The organism is Nocardioides sp. LML1-1-1.1 (assembly GCF_040676175.1).
Classification (GTDB): Bacteria; Actinomycetota; Actinomycetes; order Propionibacteriales; family Nocardioidaceae; genus Nocardioides.
Genome location: NZ_JBEGHK010000001.1, coordinates 848411 through 863652, shown reverse-complemented (window position 1 = coordinate 863652; position 15242 = coordinate 848411). Strand labels below are relative to the sequence as shown.

The 15242-nt window shown below is 72.6% G+C and carries 18 protein-coding genes; 9 read left to right on the top strand and 9 right to left on the bottom strand.

The annotated features are described in order from the left end of the window. Nucleotides 1-2: 2 nt before the first annotated feature. Both MRBLML1_RS04210 and MRBLML1_RS04205 read right to left on the bottom strand, forming a co-directional pair. On the bottom strand, nt 3-2525 hold the full coding sequence (locus tag MRBLML1_RS04210) for a glycoside hydrolase family 65 protein (protein WP_364511835.1): 2523 nt from the start codon (nt 2523-2525) through the stop codon (nt 3-5). Continuing rightward, nucleotides 2522-3280 (bottom strand): HAD family hydrolase, encoded by a 759-nt coding sequence (locus MRBLML1_RS04205; RefSeq protein ID WP_364511832.1) that lies wholly within the window; start codon nt 3278-3280, stop codon nt 2522-2524. Before MRBLML1_RS04205 ends, MRBLML1_RS04210 begins: the two co-directional genes overlap by 4 nt. 107 nt (nt 3281-3387) lie before the next feature. Here MRBLML1_RS04205 and MRBLML1_RS04200 point away from each other — a divergent pair, with 107 nt between their 5' ends. Next, nucleotides 3388-4704: a cytochrome P450 gene (locus MRBLML1_RS04200; RefSeq protein WP_364511829.1), complete on the top strand. Its 1317-nt coding sequence runs from the start codon at nt 3388-3390 to the stop codon at nt 4702-4704. Nucleotides 4705-4714: 10 nt separating this feature from the next. On the opposite strand, the gene MRBLML1_RS04195 is transcribed toward MRBLML1_RS04200, so the two are convergent. Beyond that, nucleotides 4715-5506, bottom strand: coding sequence for an ABC transporter permease (locus MRBLML1_RS04195; RefSeq protein WP_364511826.1), 792 nt, complete (start codon nt 5504-5506; stop codon nt 4715-4717). A gap of 5 nt (nt 5507-5511) precedes the next feature. Beyond that, entirely contained in the window at nt 5512-6471 is a 960-nt protein-coding gene (locus MRBLML1_RS04190) for an ATP-binding cassette domain-containing protein (protein ID WP_364511823.1), read from the bottom strand. Nucleotides 6472-6625: 154 nt separating this feature from the next. Here MRBLML1_RS04190 and MRBLML1_RS04185 point away from each other — a divergent pair, with 154 nt between their 5' ends. From MRBLML1_RS04185 to MRBLML1_RS04175, 3 genes are read left to right on the top strand one after another with little or no spacing between them, the layout of a single operon-like run. Next, on the top strand, nt 6626-7156 hold the full coding sequence (locus MRBLML1_RS04185) for a Dps family protein (RefSeq protein ID WP_364511820.1): 531 nt from the start codon (nt 6626-6628) through the stop codon (nt 7154-7156). Nucleotides 7157-7194: 38 nt separating this feature from the next. After that, a complete protein-coding gene (locus MRBLML1_RS04180; protein WP_364511817.1) occupies nt 7195-8388 on the top strand; it encodes a cytochrome P450 in 1194 nt (397 codons plus the stop codon). Next, nucleotides 8385-8906 carry a TetR/AcrR family transcriptional regulator gene (locus tag MRBLML1_RS04175; RefSeq protein WP_364511814.1) on the top strand — a complete coding sequence of 174 codons (522 nt, stop codon included), beginning with the start codon at nt 8385-8387 and terminating at the stop codon, nt 8904-8906. The genes MRBLML1_RS04180 and MRBLML1_RS04175 overlap by 4 nt, the downstream gene beginning before the upstream one ends. Here MRBLML1_RS04175 and MRBLML1_RS04170 read toward each other — a convergent pair. Further along, a complete protein-coding gene (locus MRBLML1_RS04170) occupies nt 8885-9436 on the bottom strand; it encodes an MmcQ/YjbR family DNA-binding protein (RefSeq protein WP_364511811.1) in 552 nt (183 codons plus the stop codon). The two genes, MRBLML1_RS04175 and MRBLML1_RS04170, sit on opposite strands and share 22 nt — an antisense overlap. A gap of 44 nt (nt 9437-9480) precedes the next feature. Between MRBLML1_RS04170 and MRBLML1_RS04165 the strand changes: the two genes are divergently transcribed. Continuing rightward, nucleotides 9481-9981 carry a mycothiol transferase gene (locus MRBLML1_RS04165; RefSeq protein WP_364511808.1) on the top strand — a complete coding sequence of 167 codons (501 nt, stop codon included), beginning with the start codon at nt 9481-9483 and terminating at the stop codon, nt 9979-9981. Nucleotide 9982: 1 nt separating this feature from the next. On the opposite strand, the gene MRBLML1_RS04160 is transcribed toward MRBLML1_RS04165, so the two are convergent. Genes MRBLML1_RS04160 through MRBLML1_RS04150 form a run of 3 tightly spaced genes read right to left on the bottom strand, consistent with a single transcriptional unit; the run spans nt 9983 to nt 12647 of the window. Continuing rightward, nucleotides 9983-10984, bottom strand: coding sequence for an NAD(P)H-dependent flavin oxidoreductase (locus tag MRBLML1_RS04160; RefSeq protein WP_364511805.1), 1002 nt, complete (start codon nt 10982-10984; stop codon nt 9983-9985). Then, nucleotides 10981-11373, bottom strand: coding sequence for a DUF4440 domain-containing protein (locus tag MRBLML1_RS04155; RefSeq protein WP_364511802.1), 393 nt, complete (start codon nt 11371-11373; stop codon nt 10981-10983). Before MRBLML1_RS04155 ends, MRBLML1_RS04160 begins: the two co-directional genes overlap by 4 nt. Further along, the gene (locus MRBLML1_RS04150; RefSeq protein ID WP_364511799.1) at nt 11370-12647 is read right to left on the bottom strand and encodes an MFS transporter; all 1278 of its coding nucleotides are present in this window, start codon (nt 12645-12647) and stop codon (nt 11370-11372) included. The genes MRBLML1_RS04155 and MRBLML1_RS04150 overlap by 4 nt, the downstream gene beginning before the upstream one ends. Before the next feature lie 66 nt (nt 12648-12713). Between MRBLML1_RS04150 and MRBLML1_RS04145 the strand changes: the two genes are divergently transcribed. After that, nucleotides 12714-12989, top strand: a complete 276-nt coding sequence (locus MRBLML1_RS04145; protein WP_364511796.1) for a DUF1905 domain-containing protein — start codon at nt 12714-12716, stop codon at nt 12987-12989. A 10-nt stretch (nt 12990-12999) separates the two neighbouring features. On the opposite strand, the gene MRBLML1_RS04140 is transcribed toward MRBLML1_RS04145, so the two are convergent. Next, the gene (locus MRBLML1_RS04140; RefSeq protein ID WP_364511793.1) at nt 13000-13482 is read right to left on the bottom strand and encodes a hypothetical protein; all 483 of its coding nucleotides are present in this window, start codon (nt 13480-13482) and stop codon (nt 13000-13002) included. Here MRBLML1_RS04140 and MRBLML1_RS04135 point away from each other — a divergent pair. The 3 genes from MRBLML1_RS04135 to MRBLML1_RS04125 are packed head-to-tail and all read left to right on the top strand — an operon-like array spanning nt 13481 to nt 15213. After that, nucleotides 13481-13609: a hypothetical protein gene (locus MRBLML1_RS04135; protein ID WP_364511791.1), complete on the top strand. Its 129-nt coding sequence runs from the start codon at nt 13481-13483 to the stop codon at nt 13607-13609. The two genes, MRBLML1_RS04140 and MRBLML1_RS04135, sit on opposite strands and share 2 nt — an antisense overlap. 40 nt (nt 13610-13649) lie before the next feature. Next, nucleotides 13650-14009, top strand: a complete 360-nt coding sequence (locus MRBLML1_RS04130; RefSeq protein WP_364511788.1) for a YciI family protein — start codon at nt 13650-13652, stop codon at nt 14007-14009. Further along, the gene (locus MRBLML1_RS04125) at nt 14002-15213 is read left to right on the top strand and encodes an RNA polymerase sigma factor (protein WP_364511785.1); all 1212 of its coding nucleotides are present in this window, start codon (nt 14002-14004) and stop codon (nt 15211-15213) included. Before MRBLML1_RS04130 ends, MRBLML1_RS04125 begins: the two co-directional genes overlap by 8 nt. Nucleotides 15214-15242: the final 29 nt, after the last annotated feature.

Here is a 15242-nt window from a genome sequence, read left to right as displayed (position 1 = left end):
GCTCACTCCCCGCTCGGCACGATCGCCGAGATCACCGTCCCGTCGGCCCGCTGGATCCCCGCCGGGTACGGCGGCTCGCCCTCCAGGCGCGGACCCTGGTGCTCCAGCGGGAGCACCACCGGGTCGCCGGGGGCGAGCTTGACGGGCTCGCCGCGCACGGAGAGGGTGACCGGCCCGTCGCCGTGCTCGACGTACAGCTCCAGCTCGGTGGGCCGCACGGTGAGCCGGACCCGGGTGCCGAGCAGGGTGACCCGGTAGGTCAACGACTCCCAGCCGTCGGGCAGCCGCGGGTCGACCTGCCACTGCTGGTCGCCGGCGCCCGAGCCGATGTCGCGGAAGCCGCCGAAGCCGCCGACCAGGGCGCTCCACACGCCGCCGGTGGAGGCGACGTGCACGCCGTCGGCGGTGTTGTTGTGGCGGTCGTCGAGGTCGACGTAGAGCGCGGAGAGGAAGTAGCGCAGGGCGAGGTCGTGGTAGCCGACCTCCGCGGCCATGATCGACTGCACGACCGCGGACAGCGTGGAGTCGCCGGTGGTGATCGGGTCGTAGTAGTCGAAGTCGGCCTTCTTCTGCTCGGGCGTGAACTCCTCGCCCTGGAGGAAGAGGGCGAGCACCACGTCGGCCTGCTTGAGCACCTGGAAGCGGTAGATCACCAGCGGGTGGTAGTTCAGCAGCAGCGGCCGCTTGTCGAGCGGGGTGTTCTCCAGGTCCCACATCTCGCGCTCGAGGAAGTGGTGGTCCTGCGGGTGGATGCCGAGGAAGGCGTCGTAGGGGATGTACATCCCCTGGGCGCACTCGGCCCACTCCTCCGGCTCGTCCTCGGTCAGCCCGGTACGACGGACCAGGGCCGCGTAGGCCGTGGGGTCGTCGCGCTGCAGCTCCCACACCGCCCGGGCCGCCCGGCGCAGGTTGAAGCGCGCGAGCACGTTCGTGTACAGGTTGTCGTTCACGACGGTGGTGTACTCGTCGGGCCCGGTGACGCCGTGGATGTGGAAGGTCCGCTTGGTCTCGTCGCGCCAGAAGCCCAGGTCGGCCCACAGCCGCGCGGTCTCGACGAAGATGTCGACCGCCTCGCGGGCCAGGAACTCGTCGTCGCCGGTGGCGCCGGCGTACTGGCTCAGGGCGTAGGCGATGTCCGCGTCGATGTGGTACTGCGCGGTGCCCGCGGCGTAGTAGGCCGACGCCTCGTGACCGTTGATCGTGCGCCACGGGAAGAGCGCGCCCTTCTGCGACAGCTCGCGGGCGCGGTGGCGGGCGTTGCCGAGCAGGGTCGAGCGGAAGCGCAGCGCGTTCCGGGCCGCCCACGGCATCGTGTACGTGAGGAAGGGCATCACGTAGATCTCGGTGTCCCAGAAGTAGTGCCCGCCGTAGCCGGAGCCGCTGACGCCCTTCGCCGCGATGCCCTGGCCCTCGGCGCGCGCCGAGGCCTGCAGGATCGAGAAGAGGTTCCACCGGACCGCCTGCTGCACGGCCGGCTGGCCGGGGATCTCCACGTCGGCGCGGGCCCAGAAGTCCGCGAGCCAGGCCTCCTGGGCGGCGTACTGGTGGGCGACGGTCTCCTCGTGGGTGCGGTCGAGGGTCCGCTCGCACCGGTCGATCAGCTCGCGCGGCGGCACCGTCTCGGCGGTGTGGAAGGCGACCACCTTCGTCAGCCGCACGGGGACGCCGGGGTCAGCCGCGACCCGGTAGATCACCTTGGCCATGTCGTCCTCGGAGTGCACCTCCATGGAGTACGACGCCTCGGTCTCCAACGTGTGGTCGGCGACCACGCCCAGGGTCATCCCGCTCTCGGCCGTGCGGTAGCCGAGCTTGATCCGCCCGGTGTCCGGGTCGGCGCCGTGCAGCCGCGGCACCAGCACCCGGCGGCTGAACATCTCCGCCTTGCGCGGGTCGGCGCCGTCCTCGGCCGCATCCTCGCCGTTGCCGTTGGGCGCCTCGCGCTCCTGGTCCTGGCGGTTGATCAGCTGCGAGGAGATGGCCAGCGAGGCGCGCTGGTCGAGCAGGGTCACCTCGAAGGTCAGCACCGCGAGGTGGCGCTGCTCCAGCGGCACCATCCGGGTGCTGCGGATCCGCACCCGCTTGCCGCCGGGCGTGCGCCACAGCAGGTCGCGGGAGAGCACGCCGGTGCGGAAGTCCAGCGCGCGCTCGTACTCGATGAGGTCGGCGACCGAGACCTGGAGCGGCTCGTCGTCGACGTAGAGCCGGATCACCTTGGGGTCCGGCACGTTGACGATCGTCTGGCCGATCCGCGCGAAGCCGTAGGCCTCCTCGGCGTGGGAGATCGGCCAGGTCTCGTGGAAGCCGTTGATGTAGGTGCCGTCGACGTGGGCGTCGCGGCTCTCGGAGTAGTTGCCGCGCAGGCCGAGGTAGCCGTTGCCGACGGTGAACAGCGACTCGGTCGTGCCCAGGTCGTGCTTGTCGAAGCGGGTCTCGACCAGCCGCCACTCGTCGACGGGGAAGCGGCTGCGGTCGAGCGGGTCGCCGACGGGCGGCGCCTTGTGCGAGGGACCCTCCGGTGCGTTCACGCCTGCTCCCCCGTCTGCTCGGTCTGGTCCGCCAGCTCGGCCAGGTCGCGGACGACGACGTCCGCGCCGGCCGCGCGCAGGGCGTCCGCGCCGGCCCCGCGGTCGACCCCGATCACCAGGCCGAAGCCGCCGGCCCGTCCGGCCGCCACCCCGCTGGTGGCGTCCTCCAGGACGACCGCCCTGTCGTCGGTGGCGCCGAGCACCTCGGCCGCGTGCGTGAAGGTGTCCGGGGCGGGCTTGCCCGCCAGGCCCAGCTCGGCGGCGAGCCCGCCGTGCATGACGAAGTCGAAGTAGTGCGTCAGCCCCGCGGCCTCCAGCACGGCCGGGGCGTTGCGCGAGGACGACACGACCGCCAGCTTCCTCCCGCTGCCGTGCAGCTGCTCGACCAGCCGCACCGAGCCGGGGTAGGCCTCGACGCCGTCCTTGGCGAGGATCTCGTTGAACGCCTCGTTCTTGCGGTTGCCGAGCCCGGCGACGGTCTCCGCGGTCGGCGGGTCCTCGGGCGTGCCCTCCGGCAGGGTGATGCCGCGGGAGGCGAGGAAGGAGCGGACGCCGTCGTAGCGGGGCTTGCCGTCGACGTGGTCGAAGTAGTCCTGGTCGGTGTACGGCGGCTGGTCGTCCCCGCGCGCGGACAGGAAGTCGTTGAACATCGCCGCCCAGGCATGCATGTGCACCTCGGCCGTCGGCGTCACGACGCCGTCGAGGTCGAAGAGCACGGCGTCGTACAGGTTCCAGTCGACAGTGGTCTCAGGCACGCGTTCAGGCTAGCCGGGCGGTCGAGTGGTGGGCGTCACCTGGATATCGGGGTCGGATCAGGGAACTTCCGGATCTGCCCGGCTGTGTCGTCTGGTGGAATAGCGCCATGCGCATCCCCCTCCTCGGCACCGTGAAGCAGCGCGTGGGCGTCTGGCTGCTCAACCGGACGATGCGCAACGGCATCGACCTGCGCAAGCTGCGCTTCCTGCCGTCCGCCGTCACCCTGCCCCTCAAGCGCGAGGGTCTCGACCCGCTGCCCGCGATGATGAAGGTCCAGTCCGAGCAGCCCGTGAAGAAGCTCGCCGACCTGTTCGGCAAGGGCGTCTGGCTCGTCAGCGGCTACGAGGAGTCGCGCGAGGTGCTCGCCGGCGGCGCCGAGGTCTGGTCCAACGACCTCGGCCAGTTCGTCTCCCAGGAGGGGCGCTCCGACGAGGAGCAGATCGGCGGCCTCGGCATGACCGACCCGCCGCTGCACACCGCGCTGCGCCGCTACCTCACCCCCGAGTTCACGATGCGCCGCCTCGACCGGCTGCAGCCCGGCATCGAGTCGATCGTCAAGCAGCGCCTCGACGCGATGGCCGCCGCCGGTGCCTCCGGCAAGCCGGTCGACATGGTGGAGGAGTTCGCGTTCGCCGTACCGTTCGACGTCATCTGCGACCTGCTCGGCCTTCCTGTCGACGACCGGGCCCGCTTCCTCGAGCTCGGCGTCGCCCGCTTCGACCTCACCGAGGGCGGAGCCGGTGCCTTCGGGGCGGCCGCCCACACCCGGGAGTTCCTCATCAACGCGGTGCGTGAGCAGCGGGCCAACCCCGGCGACGGGCTGATCGGCGCGCTGCTGAAGGAGCACGGTGACGAGCTCGACGACGTCACCCTCGGCGGCATCGCCGACGGCGTCTTCCTCGGCGGCTACGAGACCTCCGCCTCGATGCTGGCGCTGGGGGCCTACCTGATCGCCACCACGCCGAAGGCCGGCGAGATGCTCCGCTCCGACGACGCCGAGCAGGTCAACCAGGTCGTCGAGGAGCTGTTGCGCCACCTGTGCGTCGTCCAGCTCGCGTTCCTGCGCTTCGCCAAGACCGACGTCGAGGTGGGCGGCGTGCTGATCAAGGAGGGCGACGCGGTCGGCGTCTCGCTCCTGGCGGCCAACCGCGACCCGGTGCTCGGGGAGGACCTCGGCTCCTTCGACCCCGAGCGCGAGCCGACCCGCCACCTGGCCTTCGGCTGGGGCATGCACCGCTGCGTCGGCGCCGAGCTCGCCCGGATGGAGCTGCGCACCGCCCTGCAGATGCTTGCCGAGCGCTTCCCGAACCTCGCCATGGCCGCCGACATCTCCGACCTGGACTTCCGCAAGCTGTCCGCGGTCTACGGCGTCGAGGCGCTCCCCGTGCTGCTCGACGGAGACCGGGCGCCGGTCTCCGCCTGAGCAGCCGGGATCACTTGCTGGTCGTCAGCCGGTACTGCCGCACCGCCAGCGGCGCGAACATGGCGATGATGCCGACCACCCAGAACAGCGTGTAGGCGACCGGGTGCTGCAGCGACCACGCGTCGGAGCCCGGCCCCACGCCGGTGTTGCCGAAGAGGTCGCGGCTGGCCTGGGTGACCGCGGAGACCGGGTTCCACTCGACCACCGGCTTCAGCACGCTGTTGAACGAGCTGGTCGGCACGAAGGCGTTGGAGACGAAGGTCAGCGGCATGATCACGATGAACGACGCGTTGTTGATGACCTCCACGCTCGGCACCATCAGCCCGACCCACGCCATCACCCAGCTGATCGCGTAGCCGAAGACGAGCAGCAGCGCGAAGCCAGCGATCGCGTCGAGGAAGCCCTCGCGGATGCGCCAGCCGACGATGAAGCCGGTGATCGCCATGATGATCAGCGAGAGCACGTTGTAGACCACGTCGGACGACGTGCGCCCCACCAGCACGGCCGAGTTGGACATCGGCAGCGAGCGGAACCGGTCGATGATGCCCTTCTGCATGTCCTCCGCGAGCCCGGCACCGGTGAACGTCGCGCCGAAGACGATGGTCTGGCCGAAGATGCCGGCGATCAGCCACTCGCGGTAGTTGACCCCCGGTGTCTCAATCGCGCCGCCGAAGACGTAGGCGAAGAGCAGCACGAACATGATCGGGCTGACGAGGACGAACACCAGGATCTCGGGGACCCGGACGATCTTGATGAGGTTGCGCTGGGCGACCACCCAGCCGTCGTTCACTGCCTGCGCCATGGTGCTCACTGGTCGGCCTCCGTGCTGTCGTGTCCGGTGAGGGAGAGGAAGACGTCGTCGAGGGTGGGTCGTCGCAGCCCGACGTCGAGGACCTTCACGGCGTCGCGCTCGAAGGCCTGCAGGACGCGGAGCAGGTCGCCCGCGGCCTCGTCGCCGACGGCGGCGCCGAGCTCGCGCCCGCCGCCGGAGACCTGGACCTCGCCGACGGCGACCTCGTTGAGCACGCGGCTCGCGGCCTCGCTGTCGGCGGGGCTCACCAGCACCACCTCGATCCGCTGGCCACCGGTCTGCGCCTTGAGCTCGTCGGCCGTGCCGTGCGCGATCTCGCGGCCGTGGTCGATGACCACGATGTCGTCGGCCAGCACGTCGGCCTCCTCCAGGTACTGCGTCGTCAGCAGCAGCGTCGCGCCGTCGCCCACCAGCTCCCGGATGACGTCCCACATCAGCTGCCGGCTGCGCGGGTCGAGCCCGGTGGTGGGCTCGTCGAGCACGATCACCGGCGGCGCGGCGACCAGCGCACCGGCCAGGTCGAGGCGCCGGCGCTGACCGCCGGAGTAGGTCTTGGTCGGTCGGCTGGCGAACTCGGTGAGGTCGAAGCGCTCCAGCAGCTCCTGCGCGCGGGCCCGGGCCCGGGTGCGGCCGAGGTGGTAGAGTCGGCCGATCATCACCAGGTTCTCGTACGCCGTGAGGTGCTCGTCGACCGCGGCGTACTGCCCCGACAGCCCGATCTTCGACTTGGCCGCCGCGGGGTCGGCGAGCACGTCGATGCCGGCGACCCGGGCGGCGCCCGCGTCCGGCTTCAGCAGCGTGGTCAGGCAGCGCACGGCGGTGGTCTTGCCGGCCCCGTTGGGGCCCAGCAGGGCGAGGACCTTGCCCTCGGGCACCGCCAGGTCGAGCCCCGCGAGGGCCTCGACGTCCTTGTAGCGCTTGACCAACCCGGTCGCGCTGATCATCGGTTCGCTCATGGCCATGACGCTAGAGACCGGCACCGACAGCGAGACTCATCGCGAGTGAGGCAAGGCTGCCTTTCCTGGAATCGTTCAAGAAAGAATGGCAGGGTGAGCTGCATCGGCCCTACCGGGCTGGCCACCGTGACCGCTAGCGAAGGAGCACCACCGCATGTCCACCGCGACCCGCCACCGCACCGAGAAGCACGTCTCGCACCCCGCCTTCCGTGCCGACGAGCAGTTCGCCGGCCACCTCCAGCAGCTCCTCGTCGACCTCAACGACCTCGCCCTCCAGGGCAAGCAGGCGCACTGGAACATCGTGGGCCCGAACTTCCGCGACCTCCACCTCCAGCTCGACGAGATCATCGACGCCGCCCGCGACTTCGGCGACGACGTCGCCGAGCGGATGCGCGCCGTGTACGCCGTCCCGGACGGCACCTCGGCCCGGATCGCCGCACAGACCAGCCTGCCCGCCTTCCCGCTGGGCGAGGTGCTCACGGGTGACGCCATCGACGCGATCGTCGCCTCGATCTACGCCGTCGCCGGCACCGCTCGTCGCATCCACGACGACATCGACGCGGCCGACCCGACGACCGCCGACCTGCTGCACACGATCCTCGAGCGGCTGGAGCAGCTCGCGTGGCTGACCGACGCCGAGCGTCGTACGCCGGGCACCTCCGTGCCGGAGGCCGTCCAGGCCTGAGCCTAGACAGATCGGCTGATGTGTCTCATTCTGGGGACATGTCAGCCGATCTGTCGCCTCCGGCGGTCTACGTCCCCGGCGGGGGAGAGGCCTGGCGCGACCCCTGGCCGTCGTACGCCGCGCTGCGCGACCACGACCCCGTCCACCACGTCACCGCCGGGGACTTCTACGTGCTCTCCCGGCACGCCGACGTGCTGGCGGCGGCCGTCGACACCGCGACCTTCTCCAGCGCCCGCGGCCTGACCGTCGCCTACGACGAGCTGGACCGGATCGGCCTCGCCGACAACCCGCCGTTCGTGATGACCGACCCGCCGGTGCACACGGCCTTCCGCAAGCTGGTCGCCCGCGGCTTCACCCCGCGCCAGGTGGCCGACCTCGAGCCCGTGGTCCGGGCGTTCGCCGCGGAGCGCCTCGACCGGCTGCGGGCCGACGGCGGCGGTGACGTGGTCGCCGCCCTGTTCAAGCCGCTGCCGAGCCTCGTGGTGGGCCACTACCTCGGCGTGCCGGAGGAGGACCGGCCGCGCTTCGACGCGTGGAGCACCGCCATCGTCGCGGCGAACGCGGAGGGCGCGGCCGAGGCCGCGAGTGCGACCGCGGAGCTGATGGCCTACTTCGCCGAGCTGATCGGCCGGCGTCGCCGCGAGCCCGGTGAGGACACCGTCTCCCAGCTGGTGCGCGCGGGCGTCGCCGACGACGACGCCGGGCTGCTCTCCGTGCTCGCGTTCGTGTTCACGATGGTCGCGGGCGGCAACGACACGACGACCGGCGCGCTCGGCGGTGCGGTCCAGCTGCTGTCCGCCGACCCGCGGCAACGAGCGCTGCTCGCCGGTGATCCCACCCTGGTGCCGGACGCCGTCGAGGAGGTGCTGCGGCTCACCTCGCCCGTCCAGGCGCTGGCGCGCACCACCACCCGCGACGTGACGCTGCACGGCACGACGATCCCCGCCGGCCGCAAGGTCCTCCTGCTCTACGCCGCCGGCAACCGCGACCCGCGCCGCTACGGTCCCGATGCGGCGTCGCTCGACGTACGCCGCCGGCCCACGCAGATCCTCTCCTTCAGCCAGGGCCACCACCACTGCCTCGGCGCGGCCGCGGCCCGGCTGCAGGTCCGGGTCGCGCTGGAGGAGCTGCTGCGCCGGATCCCGGCGTTCTCGGTGGATCCCGACGCGGTGACCTGGGCGCCGGGCGCCTACGTCCGCCGCCCGCTCAGCGTGCCGATGGTGGTCGCATGAGCTGGGTCGACCGTCGTACGCCCGCGGTGGAGCGGATCCTCGACGCAGCCGGTGAGCTCTTCGCCGAGCGCGGCGTCGAGGCCGTCTCGATGGCCCAGATCGCCGCAGGTGCGGGGTGTTCGCGGGCCACGCTCTACCGCTACTTCCCCGACCGGCCGACCCTCCAGCTCGCCTTCGTGCAGCGCGAGGCCGTCCGGGTCGGCGCCCTGGTGGCGGCCGAGCGCCCGCGCGACCTGGCCGAGGCGATCGTCGCGGCACTGCGTCACGTGCGGGCGAATCCCGCGCTGCTGGCCTGGTTCGGCGACCGCGACGCCGCCCACACCGCCGACCTGGCGCAGGGCTCGGAGGTCGTCGAGGCGATCGGCCTGACCATGGTCACCGACGCCGACAGTGCCCGCTGGCTGGTGCGGGTGATCGTGTCGCTGCTCACCGTGCCGGGTGCCGACGCGGCGGAGGAACGACGGCTGGTCGAGCGGTTCGTCGTACCGGTCGTGGCTCAGTCGCGCACCCACCGGTAGACCTGCCCCTCCCGCACCTCGACCCGGTCGGGTGGGCGGGGCCGGGGATGCGCCCGCAGGTGGGCGAGCACGTGCTCGCGCCCGCGCAGCAGGACGGAGCGGTCCTGCCAGTGCAGGTGCGGGTGCAGCAGGTGGCGGACCTCGCCCAGGTCGCCCTCGTCGATCAGTGACCAGGCCGTGGCGGCCGGCGCCGGCAGCTCGGGCAGGTCGTGGAGCATCTGCGGCACGCACATCCGCCAGGCGTCGGTGACCAGCTCGCGGGCCTCGGCGTCGTCGAGCGGGGCGAGGTGCGCGCACACCCATCGGTAGCGCAGGTCCCGGGCCGGTGGCAGGAAGAACACCTCCGGCGCCGAGGCCACCAGTGCGTCGCGCTCCTCGCGCGGGAACCCGAAGCCCATCGCCTGCTCGTCGCGGGAGAGGGCCACGAAGACCAGCGAGCCGACCCGGAAGCGCACCGAGCGGGCGACCTCCCGCTCGACGGCGCGCGGCAGCGCCAGCGCGTGCTGCCGGACGGTCTCCGCATCGGTCACCGCAGCAGGCTAGGCGCGTGCGCCGACAGGCGTACGGTCGGAGCATGACTCCCGCCGACCTGCTGACCGACTCCCTGGACCGCGTGCGCGAGAGCGTCGCCGCCGTCCTCGACGGTGCCTCCGACGACCTGCTCGCGCAGCGTCCCGGCCCCGACGCCAACACCATCGCCTGGCTGGTCTGGCACCTGACGCGGGTCCTCGACGACCACGTCTCCGACGTGGCGGGCGCCGAGCAGGCCTGGACCGCCGGTGGGTACGCCGAGCGCTTCGGTCTCCCGTTCGACACCGCCGAGATCGGCTACGGCCAGACCACCGAGCAGGTCGGCCAGGTGCGCGCGCCCGCCGCCCTGCTGGCCGACTACTACGAGGCCACGCACGCGCAGGCGCTGGCGTTCGTCGGCGGGGTCTCGCCCGAGGACCTCGACCGCGTGGTCGACGAGCGGTGGGACCCGCCGGTGACGCTGGGCGTGCGGCTCGTCAGCGTGGTCAACGACTGCACCCAGCACGTCGGCCAGGCGGCCTACCTGCGCGGCCTGCTGGGCTGAGTCAGACCAGCCCGCGCACGATCTCGCCCGCGGGCCGCTCCTGCGCGGCCCGCCAGCCGGTGCCCGCCCACAGGTGCAGGCGGTGCGGGTCGCCCGCGGCGGCCGCGGCGCGGCGCAGGTCACGGGTCAGGTGGTGCAGCTCCGGATAGCCGTACGGCGCGGACGCGCCGTGCCGGTCGACGAACCCGTTGCGCAGGGCCCGCGCCGGGCGCCCGGTGAAGGCGTGGGTCAGCACGGTCTCGGCGAAGGCCGGGTCGGTGAGCGCGGCGCGGTGGGTGGGCGTCGTACCGGCTTCCGTGGCGCGCAGCAGCAGGGTGCCGACCGCGACCGCCGCGGCACCGGCGTCGAGCAGGGCGCGCACCGCGTCCGGTCCGTCCACGCCGCCGCCGGCGACGACCGGCAACGCCGTCACCGCTCGCACCGCGCGGACCACCTCGGCGGTCGGGGTCGGCGGGATCGGCCGGCGCGGGTCGAAGGCGCCGCTGTGCCCGCCCGCGGCGGAGCCCTGGACGACGAGGCCGTCGACGCCGGCCTCCTCGGCGGCCCGCGCCTCGTCCGGGGTGGTGACCGTGGCCAGCACGCGGGAGCCGGCCACCTGCAGCCGCGCGATGTCGGAGCCCGGCGGCAGGCCGAAGGTCAGCGACACGAAGGGGGCCGGTTCGCTGACGAGCAGGTCGACCTTGGCGGGCCAGGCGTCGTCGTCGTGCTGGGGCTCCACGGGCAGGTCCACGCCGAGCGCGGCTGCCTCGTCGGCGAGCTCGGCGCGGTAGCCGTCGTACTGCTCGGCGGGGAGGGCCCCCGGTTGCGGGACGAACAGGTTGACCCCGAACGGCCGGCCCGCGGCCCGGGCGTCGGCGAGCAGGCTCTCCAGGGCCGCGGCCGTGAGGTAGCCCGCCGGCAGGAAGGCGAAGCCGCCCGCGTCGGTGACCGCGGAGGCCAGCGCGACCGTGGACGGTCCGCCGGCCATCGGGGCGGCGACGATCGGGAGGTCGGTGCCGATCACCGATCGTCGTCCCAGGCGACCGCGCTGATCCGCCAGCCCTGGGGGGTGCGGACGAGCTGGATCGACTTGGCGCCGGTGCCGCCGTAGGGCTCGCCGTCGAGCGTGCCGCGCTTGGCGTAGGTGCCGAACCAGTGCGCGACGTCGCCGTGCTCCTCGACCCGGCCCTCGACGGGCCACTCGGAGAAGTCGGTGAGCCGGCCGCCGGTGAGCAGCTCGACGCGTGGTGCGAGGAAGGACTCGACGTCCTCGACGGAGCCCGGCCGGAACACCAGTGCCTCGGGCAGCACCAGCCCGCGCAGCCGGTCGGCGCGGGCGACGCACTCCGGCCCGGACACGAAGGTGGCGAAGAAGGCCGCGACGACCTCGTCGATCTCGTTGCTGTCGCTCATCGGGCCAGTGTGACGCGGTAGCGCACGAAGGACGGTACGACGAGCGCCGCGAGCACCACCCCGACCACGACCAGCACGCCGCCGCCGGCTGCCGCGGCCGCCGTACCGACCATGGCGGCGGACGCGCCGTGGGCCACGTCGGCGATCCGCGGACCGCCCGCCACCACGACGATGAAGATGCCCTGCAGCCGCCCGCGCACCTCGTCGGCCGCGGCGCTCTGCAGCATCGAGGTGCGGAAGGCCGCGGAGGCCATGTCGGCGGCACCCCCGACGACCAGCATGAGGATCGCGACGACCAGCCACAGCCGGGCCGAGCCGGGCGTGTGATCGGCGAGGAGCACCGCGACGCCGAAGCCCACCATCGCCAGGCCCCACACGACGATGCACCAGATCACGGCCCGGCCCTGGGCGCTGACCCGGGAGACCCAGCCGGAGAAGACGCCGCCCAGCACCGCGCCGGCAGGGATGCCGGCGAAGAGCAGCGCGAAGGCCAGGCCGCCCTCCTCCGGGCCGAGGAAGCTCTCGTGCGCGATCTCCGGGAAGAGCGCGCGGGGCATGCCGAAGACCATCGCGATGATGTCGACGACGAAGGACATCATCAGCACCGGCTGGGTGCGCAGGTAGGTGATGCCCTCGACGACCGAGCGCAGACCGGGCGTCCCGGTGACGCCCTCGACCGGCAGTCGCGGCAGCCGTACGACGGCCCACAGGGTCGCCAGCAGGCACAGCGCGTCGGCCAGGTAGAGCCAGGAGAAGCCGGTGAAGGGGATCAGCACGCCCGCGATCAGCGGGCCGCCGATCGCGCCCGCCTGCATGACCGTCATGTTGAGCGAGTTCGCGGCGGGCAGCACGTCGGCGTCGAGCAGGCGCGGCAGCACCGCCGAGCGGGTCGGCTGGTTGATCGCGAAGAAGGCCTGCTGCACCGCGAACAGCGACAGCAGCAGCCACACGTTGCCGTTGCCGAGCGCCGCCTGCAGCCAGAACAGCGCCGCCGTCGCGATCAGCCCGGTCGTGGTGACCTGCAGCAGGGTGCGCCGGTCGAAGTGGTCGGCCAGCGCCCCGCCCCACAGCCCGAAGACGACGAGGGGCACCAGGCCGAACACGCCGGTCAGGCCGACGTACGCCGACGAGCCGGTGTCGGCGTAGATCTGGGCGGGCACCGCGACGACCGTCAGCTGCGCACCGACGACGGTGACGATGTTCGCGGTCCACAGCCGGCGGAAGTGCGGGTTCCGCAGCGGCCGGGTGTCGGCCAGCATGCCCCGGAGACTCACCGGGTCAGGCTACGGAAAGGTCGGACCTCTCGATGAATCCGGGGGGTGCCGCCGGTCCACCCGGGCATGAGCACTCCCTTGGACATCACCTTCACCGAGACCCTCCGCGAGAGCGACGCGAAGGGCGGCTGGACCTATGTCGTGTGGCCCGAGTCCGCCGAGAGGTTCGGCACCCGGGGCCGGGTCAAGGTCCGCGGCACCGTCGACGGCGTCCCGTTCGAGACGTCGTTCATGGCGCTCGGCGACGGCAACCACAAGCTGCCGGTCGCCCACGCGCTCCGCGTCGAGAGCGGCAAGCGCGCGGGCGACACCGTCGTCGTGCACCTGACGGAGCGGCTGTGACGACGCGCGCTCAGCAGCCGCAGGAGTAGAACGTCACGTCCCAGTGGTTGCCCTCGTCGGCGTAGAGGTTGCCGGAGGCCGCCTTGTAGAGCGGGGCGCCGTCGCCGCGCAGGCCCTGGTAGGCGTAGGTGTTGTGCACCCAGCTGGTCAGGCAGCTCGTGCGCGAGAAGTCGAGCTTGTAGCCGTTCCAGTGGCTGTAGGTGCCCGACGCGTGGCCGGTCTCGGTGCCGCCGGTGATGGTCAGCCCGCAGCCGCTGGCGCGCTTGAGGGTCACCGCGCCGTCGACCGAGGCCTGGCGCAGGCCGTCGAAGGACGTGCAGGTCGACACGTTGCGGTTGGTGCACCCGCCCGAGGAGGTCCAGGTGATGCCGGCCGCGCGGAAGGCGGACTCGGCCTGGGCCTGGGTGACGGCGGAGGCGGGGATCGCGGTCGCGACGACGGTGGTGACCGCGGCGACGGCAGACAGGACGAAGGACTTGCCCGAGATGATCATGGCCCCATCCCCGCACGTCTCGCGCGGGCCGGTCAAGGGCGGCGGGGGAGAGTTCACCGAGGCGCCCGGAAAAAGTTTCGTGGCAAGGTGTCGTACCGGGGAGCACGACTTCGTGGAGAAGGTGTGAGGCGGTCATCGGGACCGCCCCGAGCAACCAGGAGATCGACATGACGCAGTACCTGATGAGCGTGCACGGCCCGGTCGAGGCCGAGGAGTACGGCGGCTACGGCTCCCAGGAGGAGATGGAGCAGGCGTTCGCCGACACGGGTGCCTTCAACGACCGGCTCCAGGCCGAGGGCTACTGGGTCTTCGCCGGTGGCCTCCAGCCCGCCACCAACGCGACCGTCGTCGACGGCACCGGGGAGGCGCCGGTCACCACCGACGGCCCCTACCTGGAGACCAAGGAGGTCATCGGCGGCTTCTGGATCATCGAGGCGCCCGACCTGGACGTCGCGCTGCGCCTGGCGGCCGAGGGCTCGAAGGCCTGCGGGGGCAAGGTCGAGGTCCGCCCCTTCCAGGGTGCCTGAGCCGCACGCTGCCGTCGAGCGGATCTTCCGCGACGAGTACGGCCGCCTGATCGCCTCCCTGGTCCGCCGCTTCGGTGACATCGACATCGCCGAGGAGGCGGCGGGGGAGGCGCTGGTGGCCGCGCTGGAGAAGTGGCCCGGGTCCGGCGTACCGCCGAACCCCGGCGGGTGGCTCACCACCACCGCCGGCAACCGGGCCATCGACCGGCTGCGTCGCGAGAAGCTGCGCGAGGGCAAGCACGAGGCCGCCGCCATGGTCCACGACCCGACCCCGCACGCGCCGACCGGCGTCATCGACGACGACCGGTTGCGGCTCGTCTTCACCTGCTGCCACCCGGCGCTCGCGCCGGAGGCCCGGATCGCGCTCACCCTGCGCCTGCTCGGCGGCCTGAGCGTCGCCGAGATCGCCTCCGCCTTCCTCGTCCAGGAGACGACGATGGCGCAGCGGATCACCCGCGCCAAGGCCAAGATCAAGGGCGCCAACATCCCCTACCGGGTGCCCGACGCCGAGGACCTGCCGGCGCGGGTCGGCACGGTGCTCGCGGTGCTGATGCTGATCTTCAACGAGGGCTACCTCTCCAGCGGCGACGGCGACCCGGTCCGGGCCGAGCTCACCGGCGAGGCGATCCGGCTCGCCCGGACGCTGCACGGACTGCTGCCCGATGACCTCGAGGCCGCCGGGCTGCTCGCGCTGATGCTGCTGACCGAGTCGCGCCGAGCGGCCCGGGTCCGCGGCGGGATGCTGGTGCCGCTCGACGAGCAGGACCGCGGTGGCTGGGACCGGACGCTGATCGCCGAGGGTCACGCGCTCGTACGACGGTGCCTGGCCGCCAACCGGCCGGGCCGCTACCAGGTCCTCGCCGCCGTCAACGCCGTGCACACCGACGCGCCGACCGCCTCCGCCACCGACTGGTCACAGGTGGTCGCGCTCTACGACCAGCTCGCCCGGATGGATCCCTCGCCCGTGGTCGCGCTCAACCGCGCGGTCGCCGTCGCCGAGCTCGACGGGCCCGAGGTCGCGCTGGCCCAGGTCGAGCGGCTGCCGCTGGAGGGCTACCACGCCTGGCACGCGACCCGCGCCGAGCTGCTGCGCCGGCTCGGTCGCTCCGCCGCCTCCCGGGAGCAGTACGACGCCGCGCTGGCCGTGTGCGACAACACCGCCGAGCGGGCCTACCTCACCCGGCGGCGGGGCGAGCTGGTCTGAGTCCTGGCGGGGCTGCCTAGGCTGGCCCG